The sequence below is a fragment of the Denitratimonas tolerans genome (genome assembly GCF_037203605.1).
GTDB lineage: Bacteria > Pseudomonadota > Gammaproteobacteria > Xanthomonadales > Xanthomonadaceae > Denitratimonas > Denitratimonas tolerans.
In genome coordinates this window covers 212,886-228,123 of sequence record NZ_JBBDHC010000004.1, presented here as the reverse complement: position 1 = coordinate 228,123, position 15,238 = coordinate 212,886, and the positions used below count along the sequence as shown (strand labels likewise).

Annotated in this window: 12 protein-coding genes and 1 pseudogene; 3 read left to right on the top strand and 10 right to left on the bottom strand. The window is 69.1% G+C overall.

All coding sequences use genetic code 11. The annotated features are described in order from the left end of the window. Nucleotides 1-451 precede the first annotated feature (451 nt). Nucleotides 452-1,729: pseudogene (locus WB794_RS04615) on the top strand (efflux RND transporter permease subunit); the annotation flags it as partial. 12 nt (nt 1,730-1,741) lie between these two features. On the opposite strand, the gene metX reads toward WB794_RS04615, so the two are convergent. The 10 genes from metX to ccmA form a co-directional block, all read right to left on the bottom strand. Continuing rightward, nucleotides 1,742-2,854, bottom strand: a complete 1,113-nt coding sequence (gene metX, locus WB794_RS04610) for a homoserine O-acetyltransferase MetX (RefSeq protein WP_337334671.1) — start codon at nt 2,852-2,854, stop codon at nt 1,742-1,744. Nucleotides 2,855-2,861: 7 nt separating this feature from the next. Next, entirely contained in the window at nt 2,862-3,917 is a 1,056-nt protein-coding gene (locus WB794_RS04605) for a tetratricopeptide repeat protein (RefSeq protein WP_337334670.1), read from the bottom strand. Continuing rightward, on the bottom strand, nt 3,917-4,330 hold the full coding sequence (locus WB794_RS04600) for a cytochrome c-type biogenesis protein (protein ID WP_337334679.1): 414 nt from the start codon (nt 4,328-4,330) through the stop codon (nt 3,917-3,919). The genes WB794_RS04605 and WB794_RS04600 overlap by 1 nt, the downstream gene beginning before the upstream one ends. A gap of 131 nt (nt 4,331-4,461) precedes the next feature. Continuing rightward, nucleotides 4,462-4,998 (bottom strand): DsbE family thiol:disulfide interchange protein, encoded by a 537-nt coding sequence (locus tag WB794_RS04595; RefSeq protein ID WP_337334669.1) that lies wholly within the window; start codon nt 4,996-4,998, stop codon nt 4,462-4,464. 2 nt (nt 4,999-5,000) lie between these two features. Then, nucleotides 5,001-6,995: a heme lyase CcmF/NrfE family subunit gene (locus WB794_RS04590; RefSeq protein WP_337334668.1), complete on the bottom strand. Its 1,995-nt coding sequence runs from the start codon at nt 6,993-6,995 to the stop codon at nt 5,001-5,003. After that, entirely contained in the window at nt 6,985-7,452 is a 468-nt protein-coding gene (gene ccmE / locus WB794_RS04585) for a cytochrome c maturation protein CcmE (RefSeq protein WP_337334667.1), read from the bottom strand. Before ccmE ends, WB794_RS04590 begins: the two co-directional genes overlap by 11 nt. After that, nucleotides 7,449-7,622 (bottom strand): heme exporter protein CcmD, encoded by a 174-nt coding sequence (gene ccmD, locus WB794_RS04580; RefSeq protein WP_337334666.1) that lies wholly within the window; start codon nt 7,620-7,622, stop codon nt 7,449-7,451. The genes ccmE and ccmD overlap by 4 nt, the downstream gene beginning before the upstream one ends. Then, entirely contained in the window at nt 7,619-8,368 is a 750-nt protein-coding gene (locus WB794_RS04575; RefSeq protein ID WP_337334665.1) for a heme ABC transporter permease, read from the bottom strand. Before WB794_RS04575 ends, ccmD begins: the two co-directional genes overlap by 4 nt. Next, nucleotides 8,365-9,051, bottom strand: a complete 687-nt coding sequence (ccmB, locus tag WB794_RS04570; RefSeq protein ID WP_337334664.1) for a heme exporter protein CcmB — start codon at nt 9,049-9,051, stop codon at nt 8,365-8,367. Before ccmB ends, WB794_RS04575 begins: the two co-directional genes overlap by 4 nt. A gap of 53 nt (nt 9,052-9,104) precedes the next feature. Further along, nucleotides 9,105-9,758 carry a heme ABC exporter ATP-binding protein CcmA gene (ccmA, locus tag WB794_RS04565; protein WP_337334663.1) on the bottom strand — a complete coding sequence of 218 codons (654 nt, stop codon included), beginning with the start codon at nt 9,756-9,758 and terminating at the stop codon, nt 9,105-9,107. Between the two features lie 182 nt (nt 9,759-9,940). Between ccmA and WB794_RS04560 the strand changes: the two genes are divergently transcribed. Both WB794_RS04560 and WB794_RS04555 read left to right on the top strand, forming a co-directional pair. Further along, the gene (locus WB794_RS04560) at nt 9,941-14,083 is read left to right on the top strand and encodes a S8 family serine peptidase (protein WP_337334662.1); all 4,143 of its coding nucleotides are present in this window, start codon (nt 9,941-9,943) and stop codon (nt 14,081-14,083) included. Then, nucleotides 14,080-15,234, top strand: a complete 1,155-nt coding sequence (locus WB794_RS04555; protein ID WP_415926641.1) for a pyridoxal phosphate-dependent aminotransferase — start codon at nt 14,080-14,082, stop codon at nt 15,232-15,234. The genes WB794_RS04560 and WB794_RS04555 overlap by 4 nt, the downstream gene beginning before the upstream one ends. Nucleotides 15,235-15,238: the final 4 nt, after the last annotated feature.

Below are 15,238 nucleotides of genomic sequence, written 5' to 3'. Positions count from 1 at the left end.
ATCGCGAAAGACTGCTTCAGCCGCGTTCCGAAGGCGATGCGGACGCGAAGCGGGAGGGCTTGTTCAGACCTTCCCTAAGTGAAAGATTCTCAAGGCCAGTTTCTGCGCGGCGAGTGATTAGGTTGCAAACACCCTCTACAACGTGCGGTGGCATAGCGCCATGTTCGAATTCTTCATAGCAATAAACACAGCGGAAATTACACTTTTCTGTCGGAAGTAGCGTGAGATCAAGTTTGCGTGGCGAGATACAACTGCCGATTTGCTGTCGGGTGAAGCCGTTCATCAGTTCCATAGCGATCCATTGGTGTACATGAGCGTTTGATTGCCAGAGCAAGAGAGCTTCGCACCACAATCCTCTGCGCGTAGAGCAGAGTATTGAGGAGCAAGCAAGAATAAATCAAGCCTGAACTGACCATACGTCTCAGTCCGCTACAGCGAGCAGGGCTGGGGCGGCACCCGGCTGACGTTGCGATCGGAAGGGCGCGGCCTGCGCGATGCGCGCGAGGTGATGGAAGAAATCCGCGAAGGGTTGCCACCCTCGGCGCGTGCTGACTTCGGATTCCAGGGCGCGCAGGGCAGTGGCGAACAGGAAGTGATGACGGTGGTGCTGGTTGGCGATTCGGCGCAACTGCTGAAGGAGCTCGGCGATGCGCTGGTGCCGCTCCTGGCGCAGCGCCCCGAGCTGCGCGACGTGCGCGTGGAAACCGGTGACCGCAACAGCGAGCTGGCCATCCATGTGGACCGTGAGCGCGCCGCGCGCTATGGCTTTTCCGCCCAGGAGGTGGCCAGCTACGTCGGCATCGCGCTGCGCGGCACGCCGCTGCGCGAGTTCCGCCGCGACGGCAACGAGATCCCGGTGCAGCTGCGCTTTGCCGATGCCGAGGAAACCCGCATTTCGGATCTGAGCGGCTTCATGCTGCGCTCGGCGGCGGGGGAGCAGATCCCGCTGATGGCACTGATCGACGTGGATCTGCGCCCGTCAGCCACCCAGGTCACCCGCGTGGATCGACAGACCATGCTGGAACTCAAGGCCGACCTTGCGCCCGGTGCCACGGCACCTGACGCGCGCCGCGCGATGGCGGCGGTGATGTCGGCCACCACGCTGCCCGCCGGCTACGGCTACACCTTCGAGGGCGCGTTCCGGCAGAACGACGAGGCCGGCCAGCAGATGCTGTTCAACACCCTGATCGCGCTGGTGATGATCTACGTGGTGATGGCGGCGGTGTTCGAGTCGCTGCTGTTTCCGGCCGCGATCCTCTCGGGCATCGGGTTTTCGATCCTGGGCGTGTTCTGGCTGTTTGCACTGACCGGCACCACCTTCACCATCATGGCCTCGATCGGCATCCTGGTGCTGATGGGCGTGGTGGTGAACAACGGCATCGTGATGGTGGAGCACATCAACACCCTGCGACGCGGCGGATTGCCCCGCACCGAAGCCCTGGTGCAAGGGTGCCGCGACCGGCTGCGGCCGATCCTGATGACCATGGGCTGCGCGATCCTGGGCATGGTGCCGATCAGCCTCTCCACCACGCAGATCGCCGGCGGCGGCCCGCCGTACTACCCGATGGCACGCGCCATCGCCGGCGGCCTGGCGTTCTCCACCGTGGTCACGCTGCTGTTCCTGCCGACGATCTACGCCATTCTCGACGACCTGCGCCTGGCCAGCGCGCGCGGCGTGGCGAAGATCCGGGCGCGAGGCAATGCCCCGCTGCCCGCCGCGGAGGGCTGATCGGACCTGTCTTCAGGCCCCGGCGAGGAACTCGGCCACCGCCGGCGAGAAGCGCGCGAAGTCCACGAGGAAGGCGTCGTGGCCCTGCGGCGAGGGGAAGGCGAGGCACTCGGCCTGGCTGCCGCCGCGGCGCAGCCCCTCGGCGATTTCCTCCTGCTGGCTGCTCGGGAACAGGATGTCGGTGGTGACGCCCAGAACCCGGGCGCGCGGCACGCGCAGCGTCGCCAGTGCGGCGATGGCGTCGCCGCCGGCGGATTCGGACAGGTCGAACCAGTCCATCGCGCGGCTGAGGTAGAGGTAGCAGTTGGGGTCGTACTGGCGGATGAAACGCCGCGCGTGCCCTTCCAGATAGGACTCCACTTCGAACTCCAGGCCGAAGGGATCGTCTTCGCGGCGGTCGGGGTCCAGCCGCACCCGGCCGAAACGCCCGTCCCATTCCAGCGCCGAGCGGTAGGTGACCACGCCGAGCTTGCGCGCCATGCGCATCCCCGATTCGGGGTAGCTTTCCTCGGTATAGCGGCCCTGGTCCCAGGCCGGATCGAGCCGGATCGCCTCGCGCTGCAGCGAGCGGATCGCGATGGAGAAGGGCAGCGCGTGCGTGGCACCGGAAATGTTGATGTACGAGCCGACCGCGCCGGGAAACTGCTGCAGGTAGGCCAGTGAGGACATGCCGCCCAGCGAGCAGCCGATCAGGGCGGCCAGCCGCTCGATGCCCAGCGCCTGCACCAGCGCGCCGGTCGATGCGGCGATGTCCTCCAGCGCAAGGTCGGGGAAGTCGAGGCGGTAGGTTTCCCCGCTGGCCGGATTGGTCGAAGCCGGTCCGGTGGAGCCCTTGCAGCTTCCCAGCGGGTTGGCGCAGATCACGAACCAGCGGCGCGTGTCGATGGCCTTGCCCGGGCCGATCATCGCCTCCCACCAGCCCGGCTCCGGGTTGGCCTCGCGCGAGGCCGCATGTGCGCTGGGCGACAGGCCGGTGTGGATCAGGATGGCGTTGTCGCGGGCCGGCGACAGCGTGCCCCAGGTTTCATACGCCAGGCGCGCGCCCGTCAGGCTGCCGCCGCGCCGCATCGCGAAGGGCGAGGGCAGATTGAAGAACCGCGTCGCGGGTGGAATGAACTCGGCCACGGCGCGGTCAGGGGGCGATGCGGTCGATGACCAGTTCGACCGGCTCGGTTCGCGAGGTGGAAATCGCGGGCGAGAGGGTTTCCAGATCGCCCGGCTGCGCCTGCGCGCTGCCGCTGCGCGAGATGCGCGCGCCTACCACCACCTGCGTCACGCTGGAAAGGTTCATCTGCGGCACCATGGCGTGGCTGTCGTCGAGCGTCACGGTGAGCGGCAGGTCGCGCGCCGCCAGGCGCTGGATCGCGAGCGGCGCGCGTGATCCCTCGGGTGCGCGGGCAAACACGAACAGGGTGTCATCGGGTGCCATGCGGCCGGCCAGGGCAGGCGACAGCGACACCTGCACGGTGAGGCGGACGGGCGATGCGGCGGCCGCTTGAGAGGCGGGCGCAGGCTGCGCGGGTACGGCAATGCCGGCCTGCGCCCTCAGTTCGTCGATGCGCTGGCGCAGGGTTCCGCGGGTCGGGCTGTCTTCGGGAATCACCGTGAGCAGGTGCTCCCAGACCGCCATCGCCTGATTGGTTTCGCCCGCTTGGTAATGTGCGATGCCGCGCAGCCACAGCCCGCGCTGGTTGTCGGGCTCGAGCCGCAGGGCGAGTTCGAGCAGCAGCAGCGCCTCGCCTTCGAAGCGGCGCGAGGGCGAGGCCAGCGTCTGCGCCTCGGCGTACTCGATCATCACGCTGCCCGATTCGGGTGCCAGCGCCATGGCGCGGGAGAAGGCCGTCTGGGCGTCGGAAAAGCGCTCGATGCTCTTGTAGGCGCGGCCGAGCAGCAGCCAGCCTTCCAGGTCGTCGGGCTCGCGCTCCAGCCGGTCGCGCAGGCCGGCGATGGCCTGTTCCATCGGCGGCATGCCTTCCTGACGGGCCTGCTGCATGGCGGCGGTGGCCGATTGCACCGCCGGATCGAACACGCGCGGATCGCCGAGCCGGTAGTACAGCGCGATGCTGATCAGCGGGACCAGCACCACGAGGGCAATCGCCACGCCGCGCGCGCTGCGTCGCAGCGGCGGGATGAGAAAGGCGAGCGCCGCGATGACCATCACCGCGCACAGGATCCAGAACGCGGTCATCACCAGTCCTCGTTGTCTTCGGATTGCGGCGGCGAGCCGGCGGCGGTGGCGCGCCGGCGCACCACGGCGAAAAGGACGGCGGCACCGCCGAGCAGCAGCAGCGGTGGCGCGATCCACAGCCATAGCGTGCTGCCGCGCAGCGGCGGGCGGTAGAGCACGAAGTCGCTATAGCGCTCAGTCAGGAAGGCCTTGATCTCGTCGTCGCTCTTGCCCTGCTGCATGAGTTCGAGCACCTCGTTGCGCAGGTCGCGCGCGATGGGTGCACTGGAGTCGGCCAGCGACTGGTTCTGGCACATCACGCAGCGCAGTTCGGCGGCCAGCGCGCGAAAGCGCGCCTCCTCGGCGGCATCGCGGAAGGGCATCGGATCGACCGCGAAAGCGGCGGCGGCGGCAAGACAGAGCAACAGCGCCAGCAGCGCGCGCCCGGCAAGCCCCCGCCCTCGGCTTGTTGCTTCTTCTCCCCCGGTTCCGACAGGAGGGAGGGTTGGAGTGGGGGAGACTCTTCGCGCCGCGGCGATCCTGCGGCGAGTGATTGCAAAAACGCTCATCGCGCTGCCGCCTTCAGCCGCGGCATGATTTCCCGCGCGATGATTTCAGGGGTGAGCGCGCCGATATGCTTGAAGCGCACGATGCCCTGCGCATCCACGAAGAAGGTTTCCGGCGCGGCATAGATGCCCAGGTTGATCGCGGTGCGGCCGGATTCGTCGGCCACGATCACTTCGTAGGGATCGCCGAACTGCTGCAGCCAGCGCGTCGCGTCCTGCGGCTCGTCCTTGTAGTTGTAGCCCACCACGCGGATCACGCCGGCGCGGGCCAGTTTCTCGAACTCGGGATGCTCGACCCGGCACTCCGGGCACCAGCTCGCCCAGACGTTGAGGAGATAAGGCGTGCCGATGAGACTGGCCGAATCGACCGTGCGCGAGGGATCGTGCAGCATCGGCAGCGAGAATGCCGGCAGTGGGCGGTCGATGAAGGGCGAGGGAATGGCGTTCGGGTCGCGCTGCTGCGACAGGCGGATGCCGGCCCACAGCAGCAGGCCGAGCGAGGCGAACAGGATCAGCGGCAGCCAGTGCTTGAGCACGGTCAGACCACTCCGGCCGGTGCCGCGACGGCGGACGCGGGCGCGTCTGTCGAAGGCGCGTCGATGGCTTCGCGCGACGGGGCCAGGTCGCGTCGGAAGCGCCGGTCCGCCGCCGCGATGAAACCGCCGAGCATCATCATCAGCGCGCCCAGCCAGATCCAGCGCACGAAGGGCTTCACATAGATGCGCAGCGCCCAGTTTTCCGCGCCCAGCGGTTCGCCCAGCGCCACGTACAGGTCGCGGAACAGGCCTGGCGCGATCGCTGCCTCGGTCATCACCTGGCCGCCGCTGGCGTAGGCGCGCTTTTCCGGGTGCAGCACCGCGATCTGGCGCCCCTTGGCCGTGACCGTGACGGTGCCGCGGTCGGCCTCGTAGTTCGGCCCGACCTTGTGCGAGACGCCGTCGAAGCGGAATTCGTAGCCGCGCACCTCGGTCACCTGGCCCGGCGACACCGCCACATCCTTTTCCACGCCCACGGTTTCCACGACCAGCGCGCCGACGATGAACACCGCGACGCCGGTGTGGGCCAGCAGCATGCCGAGCATTTCCGGCGGGAAGCGCCGCCCGGCGGGCATCTGGCGGATGCGCTGGATGGCATAGAGCGCCACGCCGCCGAGGATCCACGCGCTGCCGGCGACGCCGGCGATGGCGAGGATGTCCCAGCCATCGCCCAGCAGCCAGGCAATGGTCGCGGCGATCACGGCGCAGGCGAAGCTGATCCGCAGGGTCGGCAGAAGGCGCGGAAACTGCTCGCGACCCCAGCGCGCGAACGGCCCGAACGGCAGCAGCACCACCACCGGCAGCATCAGCCAGACGAACTGTGTGGCGAAGTAGGGCGGGCCGACGGAAATCTTGCCCAGGTTGAGCGCCTCGAACAGCAGCGGCGAAAGCGTGCCGACCAGCACCATCGCAGCCGCCGCCGACAGCATGAGGTTGTTGATGAGCAGCAGGGTTTCGCGCGACAGCGCGGCAAAGGGCTTGCCGGCCTCCTGTCCCGGTGCGCGCAGCGCGTACAGCAGCAGCGAGCCGCCCGTCACCACGATGAGGAAGATGAGGATGAAGACGCCGCGCCCGGGATCGGAGGCGAAGGCATGGACCGAGGTCAGCACGCCCGAGCGCACGATGAAGGTGCCCAGGAGCGACAGCGAGAACGCGGCGATGGCCAGCAGGATGGTCCAGCCGCGGAAGCCGCCGCGCTTTTCCGTGACCGCCTGCGAATGGATCAGCGCGGTGCCTACCAGCCAGGGCATGAAGCTGGCGTTTTCCACCGGATCCCAGAACCACCAGCCGCCCCAGCCCAGTTCGTAATAGGCCCACCAGGAACCCAGCGCGATGCCGATCGTCATGAAGGCCCAGGCCACGTTGGTCCAGGGCCGCGCCCAGCGCACCCAGCGCGGGTCCAGTTCACGACCCAGCAGCGAGGCTACGGCAAAGGCGAAGGCCACCGAGAAGCCGACGTAGCCGAAATAGAGCATCGGCGGGTGCAGGATCAGGCCGACGTCCTGCAGCATCGGGTTGAGATCGCGGCCTTCCGCCGCCGCAGGCAGCAGGCGGTCGAAGGGGTTGGAGGTGAACAGAACGAAGGCGAGGAAGCCGACGCTGACCCAGCCCAGCACGCCCAGCACGCGCGCCACCACCTCATCGGGCAGGTTGCGCGAGAATACCGCCACCGCCAGCGTCCAGCCGGCCAGGATCAGGATCCAAAGCAGCAGCGAGCCCTCGTGCGCGCCCCACACCGCCGAAATGCGATACATCACCGGCAGCAGGGAGTTGGAGTTCTGGGCGACGTATTGGACCGAGAAGTCGCCCTGCACGAAGGCGATCGCCAGGATGACGAAGGACAGCGCCACGAACACGAATTGCCCGAGCGCCGCCGGCCGCGCCGTGGCGATCAGCGCCGCCTGCTTGCGCCACGCGCCGATCAGCGGCAGCGTCGCCAGCGCCAGTGCGATCACCAGCGCCAGGATCAGCGCGAAGTTGCCCAGTTCAGGGAGCATCGGTGGCCTGCGCGGTGTCCGGCACGTTGTGCTTGGTGTGTGCGGCTTCCATCTTTTCGGCCAGCTCGCGCGGCATGTAGGTCTCGTCGTGCTTGGCCAGCACTTCGGTGGCCACGAAGCGGCCGCCCTGCATCGCGCCGGTGGCGATCACCGACTGATTGTCGCGAAACAGGTCGGGAAGGATGCCGGTGTAGGACACCACCAGTTCGGCATCGCCGTCGCTCACCGTAAAACGGCTTTCCAGCGAATCTTCGATGCGCTCGATCGAGCCTTCCTTGACCATGCCGCCCAGGCGGAACACGGCGCGCTCGCCGGCGTCGCCCGCCAGCACTTCGGCGGGGGTGTAGAGATAGGCGAGATTGCTGCTCAGCGCCTTGACCACCAGGACGCCGGCGATCAAGCCGGCGACCAGCACGGCGATCACCACGTACAGGCGGCGTTTGCGGGTCGGGTTCATGGCGTACCTCCAGTGTTGCGGGCCGCCTCGCGCCTGAGGCGGGCTGCCACGACGCGGCGCGTGCGGCGCAGGCGCAGGCGGGGAATCACGTAGTCCCAGGCCAGCATCGCGACGAAGATCGCATAGCTGGACCAGACGTAGGGGGCGTATTGATCCAGGCTGAAGTTCATCCGCGCGCTTCCATGTCCCGCCGTACCCAGTCCTTGGTCGATTCCAGCTCGTACATCGTGGCCCGGGTGCGTGCCAGGAGCGAGCCTGCGAACCAGAGCTTGGTGCCGAAAGTAAGCGCGATCAAGGGCGGCAGCATGCTTGGATCGATCGTGGATTTGCCGAACAGGCGGATCGTCGCGCCCTGATGCAGCGAGTTCCACCATTCTACCGAGAAGTGCACGATCGGGACGTTGACCAGGCCGATCAGGGCGAGGAAGCAGGCGGCACGCGCTGCCGCGCGGCGGTCCTCGATCGCGGCATAGAGGCCCATCACGCCCAGGTACAGGAACAGCAGCACCAGTTCCGAGGTCAGGCGCGCGTCCCAGGTCCACCAGGTGCCCCACATCGGCTTGCCCCAGATCGCGCCGGTGGCGAGCGTGACCAAGGTGAAGGCGGCACCGATCGGCGCACAGCTCATCGCCAGCACTTCGGACAGCTTGATGCGCCAGACCAGGGCGATGAAGCCGTTCACCGCCATCACGCCGTAGATGAACAGGCTCATCCAGGCGCTTGGCACGTGGATGAAGAGGATGCGGTAGCTGTCGCCCTGCTGGTAGTCGGCCGGCACCACGAACAGCGCCTGCCAGATGCCCCAGGCCATCAGTGGCAGTGCCGCGAGATGGAACCAGGGCACCCAGCGGGAGGCGAAGGCATGGAAGTTGGGCGGTGCACCCAGATAGTGCACCCAGCGCATGAAGCGATTCATTGGAGGGCAATTCTCAGCGCCGCCGCGGCGGCCAGCGGGGCCAGTACCAGTGTCATCACCAGGCCCGCCCCCAACAGCAGCAGCGCGCCGTCGTAGGGCAGACCGTGTGCTGCCGCCATCACGCTGCCGGCGCCGAAGATCAGCACGGGCACGTAAAGCGGCAGGGCCAAAAGGGCCAAAAGCATACCAGAGCGACGCATCCCGACCGTGAGCGCCACGATCACCGCGCCGATCAGACTGAGCAGGGGCGTGCCCAGCAGCAGCGAGAGCATCAGCGGCCCGAGCGTGCCCTCGGGCAGGTAGAGCAGGGTGGCGAACAGTGGCGTGGCCACGATCAGCGGCAGCGCGGTGCTGGCCCAATGCACCAGGATCTTGCCGCCCACCAGCACCGACAGCGGATGCGGTGCCAGCATGAGCTGCTCCAGGCTGCCGTCGTCCAGATCGGCGCGAAACAGGGTATCGAGCGACAACAGGCCGGCCAGCAGTAGCGCCACCCAGATCACCCCAGGCGCGATCCGTGCCAGCGTCGTGGGCTCCGGCCCCAGCGCGAAAGGAAACAGCGAGATCACCAGCAGCGCGAACAGCACCGGGTTGATCGCGTCGCCGCGCCGCCGCCACAGCAGCCGGAAGTCGCGCCGCAGCAGCGCTCCGAACGCCGCGGGGGTGGATGGCTGCTCAGCCACGACGCGCCCTCCCGCAGGAGCGAGCTTGCTCGCGATGGATCAGGGCGGCTCGTTCAAGCACGGACTGCCTCCAGCTCCAGCGTGCGCGTGCGCACCGCGCCGGTGGCATAGGCACCGTGGCTGGTGACCAGCGCCGCGCCGCCACGCGCCAGGTGCAGGCCGATGAGCCGGTTGACCAGCTCGATGCCGGGCAGGTCGAGGTTGGCGTAGGGCTCGTCCAGCAGCCACAGCGGCGCGGGAACCAGCAGCAGGCGCGCCAGCGCCAGGCGCTTGCGCTGTCCGGCGGAAAACTGCCGCGCCAGCGCGTCCTCGAATCCGGCCAGGCCCACGGTGGCCAGGGCCGCATCGATGTCCGAACCGGGGCGCTGGCCGAACAGGCCGCAGGCGAATTCGAGGTTTTCCACTGCGGTCAGTTCGCCCTTGTGCCCGAGCAGGTGCCCGAGCAGGGTGCAGGTGCCGGCGATGCGCTCGACCGTGGCGGGCTCGCCTTCGATGAGGATTCGCCCGCGCGTCGCCGGAAGCAACCCGGCCAGCACGCGCAGGAGGGTGGTCTTGCCCGAGCCGTTGCTGCCGTGGATCAGCACTGCCTCGCCAGCTTCGACGTGGAAATCCAGTGGCCCGAAGATCGGCTCGTCGTTGCGGTCGAAGCCCAGTCCCTCGGCGCGCAGCAGCGCCGCGGCGGGCGCGGAGGTGGCAAGAGGACTCATCGGGCGCAGATGCTAGCCGGGATCGGGGAGAAGGTCACGGGATTTGCCTGCCCTGTCGCGCCGCCGCTGGGCACCGACGCGGTGCGGGTGGTTTCACGCCGAGGCTGTGGCAGGATATTTGGATTGACGCGGTTCATGCGCGAGGCCGCGTGGCGTGCCGCCCCTGCCCGGAGAGAATCGATATGCGCGATGTGATGGTGTGTCTGGCGTTGGCGGCGGGCCTTGGTGCCGGCGCGGTGCTGGCTGCCGGGCCTGACGTTCCTTCTGCGAAGGCAGCGGCCGGTTCGGTCTGGCTGGTGGAGTTCGAGGATGCGCCGCTGGCCGTCTTCCGCGGTGCCGATGACCGCGCCCAGCCCAAGCTGCGCGGGCTGAAGGCCACCAGCCCGGCGGTGACCGGCGCGGCGCGCCTGGACGTGGATGCCCCTGCGTCCCGCGCCTATCGCGCCGCGCTGGCCGAGCTGCGCGCCGAGCGCCTGGGCGACATGGCGGTGCGCATCGGGCGTCCGCTCGATCCGCTTTTCGCCTACGACGTGGTGAACAATGGTGTGGCGCTTTCGCTGACGCCGGCCGAAGCGGACGCGGTGCGCCGCATCCCGGGCGTGGTTTCCGTCGAGCCGGAGTTCGTGCGCCGGCCCATGACCGATGCCGGGCCGGCCTGGATCCGCGCCGATGCGATCTGGAGCGCCACCCCGGCCAGCGGCGGCAACCGCGGCGAAAACCGCGTGATCGGCATCATCGACACCGGCATCACGCCGAGCCATCGTGCCTTCGGCAACAACAGCGACGGATATCCGATCCAGAATCCGCGCGGCCGCTACCTCGGCCTGTGCGCCGGCTCCACGTCGGCCGGATGCAACGCCAAGCTGATCGGCATCCATGACCTCACCACCGGCGACAGCGACAAGGAGGCCAACGACGGGATCGACCTGGATGGCCACGGCACGCACGTGGCGTCGATCGCAGCGGGCAATCCCATGAACCTGCGATCCGGCAACGACACCTATCGCGTTTCCGGCGTGGCGCCGCGCGCCAATCTCGTCAGCTACAAGGCCTGCGAGGCCGAGGCCAAGTGCCGCGGCAGCTGGACGCTCGCCGCGATCAACAAGGCGGTCGAGGATCGCGTCGACGTCATCAACTATTCGATCGGCGGCGACGCGCGCGATCCCTGGGCCAGCGGTTCGGAGATGCAGGCCATGCTGGCGGCGCGCGAAGCGGGCGTGGTGATCGTGGTCTCGGCGGGAAACGACGGGCCCGAGCCAGGCAGCCTGACCTCGCCCGCCAACGCGCCCTGGGTGATCGGCGTGGCCAACGTCAGCCACGACCGAGCCAACGTGGCGCGGGTGACGCTCAGCGGCGGTGGCTCGCCGCCCCCGTCGGGCGGAATGCTCGCCGGGGCCAGCCTGACCCAGACGGGCTACGGGCCGGCACCGGTCGTCCACGCCGGCAGCTTCGGCTCCGCGCTGTGCGCGACCGGCCCGAACGTGGACGCGCTGCCGCCGGACACCAGCACCTCGCCCTGGAGTGGCACGCCGTTTTCCGGGCAGATCGTGGTGTGCGATCGCGGCATCTACGCCCGCGTGGTGAAGGGCCTCAACGTGAAGAACGCCGGCGGCGGCGGGATGATCCTGGTGAACGCCGCGGCCGATGGTGCCAGCCTGGTGGCCGATGCCCACGAGCTGCCCGCCACGCATCTGCCCTACGCGGCCGGCGTGGTGCTCAAGCAGTGGCTGGCCAGCGGCAGCGGGCATCGCGCCATGATCGGTGCCTCGGCCGTGGAGCGGGTGGCGGCCTTCGGCGACGTGCTGGCGGCCAGCAGCGGGCGCGGTCCGGTGGCTGGTGATTGGCTCCAGCCCAACCTCGCCGCCCCCGGCACCAACATCCTCGCGGCCTACAAGGACTCCGCCACCTCGTTCGGCTACATGAGCGGAACCTCGATGGCCGCGCCGCACGTCAGCGGCGCGGTCGCGCTGCTGCGCGGGGGGCATCCGTCGTGGGGCCCGACGCAGGTGGAAAGCGCGCTGCAGGGAACCGCGCGCGCCAGCGTGCGCCTGTCCGATGACGTCACGCCGGCCGGCGCGCTCGATGCCGGCGCGGGCACGATCGACCTGTCCCGAGCGGTGCGCGCGGGACTGTATTTCCCGGTCTCCGGCACCGAGTTCCGCGCAGCCAGCGGTTCGGCGCGCACACTCAACCAAGGCGCGCTGGTGGACGGGAACTGCCTGCGCGCCTGCGAGTTCACCCGCACCGTCCAGGATCTGGCCAGCGGTGGCCAGTGGCAGGCCTCGGCGCAGGTGCCCGGCGGCACGATGACGATCACGCCGCCCGGATTCACCGTGGCTGCCGGCGGCACGCAGGCGCTGCAGTTCCGCTTCGCGCCATCGGCCGACGCCGAATTCGGGCGCTGGCTGAGCGGCAGCGTGAAGCTGTCGCGCGTAGGCGGCGGCTCCCCCGACATCGTCCTGCCGGTGGCGATCCGGCCTTCCGCCGGCAACCTGCCGGCACAGATCGTGCTGCCCCAGGCCGGTGCGCAGGTCGAATCGGAATCCGGCTGGAGCGACGTTGCGCTCTCCGGACTGGTCGCGCTGCCGAGCGCGCGCTTTGCCGGCAGCGACTTGGTCGAACCGCTGTCCGCCGCGCCGATGATCCCGCAGGACCCGACCAAGGACGAGGTTTACGACAACCTCGGCGCGGCGAACGAGGGCGTCAGCCTCTTCCGGCTTGTGGCCGATCGCGGCGGCCGCATGCGGCTGCGCGTGGAGGCGTCCTCCAGCACCGCGGGCGACATCGACCTCTACGTCGGGCGGGCCTCGAGCGCGTCGGCGCTGCCAAGCGACGGCACGCGGATCTGCAAGTCGGCCTCGCCCACGGCAACCGAGCATTGCGATCTGGTGCTTGACGTGGCGCAGGGCGAGCACTTCTGGATCCTGGTGCAGAACTGGCGCGCGTCCGCCGCCGGGCAGGATCGCGTCGTGGTCAACGCCGCGCTGGTGCCGCTCGTCGCCTCGCAGCGGGCCGAGACGCAGCGGCCGCTGGTGGCGACCGGCCCCGGCGTCACCGTCGACGGCGAGGCGTTCCGGGTGCGGCTGGCGTGGAACGACCCGACGCTGGCACCGGGCGAGTCGCGCTGGGGGCACCTGATCATCGGCGCGGGCAGCGCCCGCCCGGACGGCGTGGCGCAAGTGCTGGTCAAGCTGACGCGCGCGTCCAACGGTACGCCGGCCGCGGCCGCTCTGGTGCCGGGCGAGAAGCGGACCATGCGCCTGCTGGCCGGTCAGGCGCAGGATCGCCTGTACGTGGAGGTGCCGCCGAATGCGACGCGGCTGCGCGCCACCAGCCAGGGCAGTGGCGAGGTCAAGCTGTATCTGGCGCACGAGCCCTCGCCGTCTTCGCCGTCGATTGCCGCGGCACCGCCGCGCAGCGCCGCGGCGGCGGCCTCATCGAATCCCGGTGCCAACGATGCGGTGCAGGTGAGCGGGGCTGCCCTCGCGCCGGGGCGCTGGTACGTGACGCCGGTGAACGTGGGGCAGGCCGTGGCGAACTTCGATCTGTCGATAATGCTGGATTACGGCACCGACCGCCCGCAGCCGGGCTACGGCAACTGGTTCAACCCGGATCGCTCCGGTTCCGGCTTCTTCTTTTCACCGTTCGCCGACGGCGCGATCTGGACGCTGTCCTGGTACACCTACCTGCAGGACGGCACGCCGGCCTGGCTGGGCGGCACCCTGACCGCGCCGGGGCCGACGCAGGGCAATGCGACCTATGCGCTGTATCGCTTCACCTGGGACGGCAGCCGGACCCACGCGGTGGTCGTGGGCGATGCCACGCTGAGCTTCATCGATTCCCGGAACATGCGGGTGAGCTTCAATCTCGACGGCGAGAGCGGATCGCAGAAGCTGGTGCTGATCGAGGCCGCGGGCGGTGCCTGCGAACCGCTGCCGGGCGGGGCGCTCAAGCCGGACGGCAACTGGTACACCCCGGCGCGCTCGGGCTTCGGCTTCGAAATCCTGACCTATCCGGGCCTTGAGACCTACCTGGCCTACATCTACGACGCGCAGGGTCGCGCACGCTGGACGCGCGCGCACCGCGAGGCCTCGGCCCCGGTGGGCGAACTGCGGGAGCTGGTGGCCCAGGTGATGACGGGAGCCTGCCCGCTGTGCTCGATGGGGCCGTCGACCACGACCGACATCGGTGTGTTCCGACGCCGCTTCGTGGACGCGACGCATGGCCGGATGGGCACCGACCTGACCTTCCCCGCGCCGATGGGTGGGCAGTGGAAGAGCTGGGAGGATGTCGAGATGCTGACTTCGCCGGTGCCCTGCCAGTGAACCTTGCCCTCGCCACCAAGCTGCCGCGCGTCGGCACCACGATCTTCACCACGATGTCGCAGCTGGCGGCCGAGCATTCGGCGGTCAACCTCGGCCAGGGCTTTCCCGATTTCGACGTGCCGCCCTTTCTGGTGGAGGCGCTGGCGCAGGCGATGCGCGAGGGCCACAACCAGTACGCGCCGATGGCGGGCGTGCCGGCGCTGCGCGAGGCCATCGCCGAAAAGGCGGCCGGTCTGTACGGCGCGCGGGTGGATGCCGGCAGCGACATCACCGTCACCAGCGGTGCCACCGAGGCGATCTTCTGCGCGGTGCATGCCGCGGTGCGCGCCGGCGACGAAGTGATCGTGCTCGATCCCTGTTACGACAGCTACGAGCCGGCGATCGACCTGGCCGGCGCGCGCGCGGTGCACGTGCCGCTGGTCGAGCCGGACTTCCACGTCGACTGGCAGCGCGTGTGCGAGGCCATCACGCCGCGCACCCGGATGCTGATCGTCAACTCGCCGAACAACCCGACCGGCGCGGTGTTTTCCGCCGCCGATCTCGATGCGCTGGCCGCAATCCTCCGGGAGACGCGCGTGCTGCTCCTGTCCGACGAGGTGTACGAACACATCGTGTTCGACGGTGCCGTCCACCAGAGCGTGCTGCGCCACCCGGAGCTGGCGGCGCGCAGCTTCGTGGTGTCCTCGTTCGGCAAGACCTACCACTGCACCGGCTGGAAGCTCGGCCATTGCATCGCCCCGCCGGCGCTGTCGGCGGAGTTCCGCAAGGTGCACCAGTACGTCACCTTCTGCAGCTTCAACCCGGCCCAGCACGCGCTGGCGCGGATGATGCGCGAGCATCCGGAGCATCACCTGGAACTGCCGGCGTTCTATCAGGACAAGCGCGATCGCTTCCGTGCGCTGCTGGCCGATACCCCGTTCCGGCCGCTGCCGGTGGCCGGCACCTATTTCCAGCTCGCCGACTATTCGGCCATCAGCGATCTGGATGACCTCGCCTTCTGCCGCTGGCTGACCGTGGAGAAGGGGGTCACCGCGATTCCGCTCTCGCCGTTCCTGGCCGAGCCGCCGCCGGGCCAGCGCCTGGTGCGGTTCTGCTTTGCCAAGTCCGACGCCACCCAGCAGGCCGCTGCCGAGCGCCTGCGCACGCTGTGAGCCA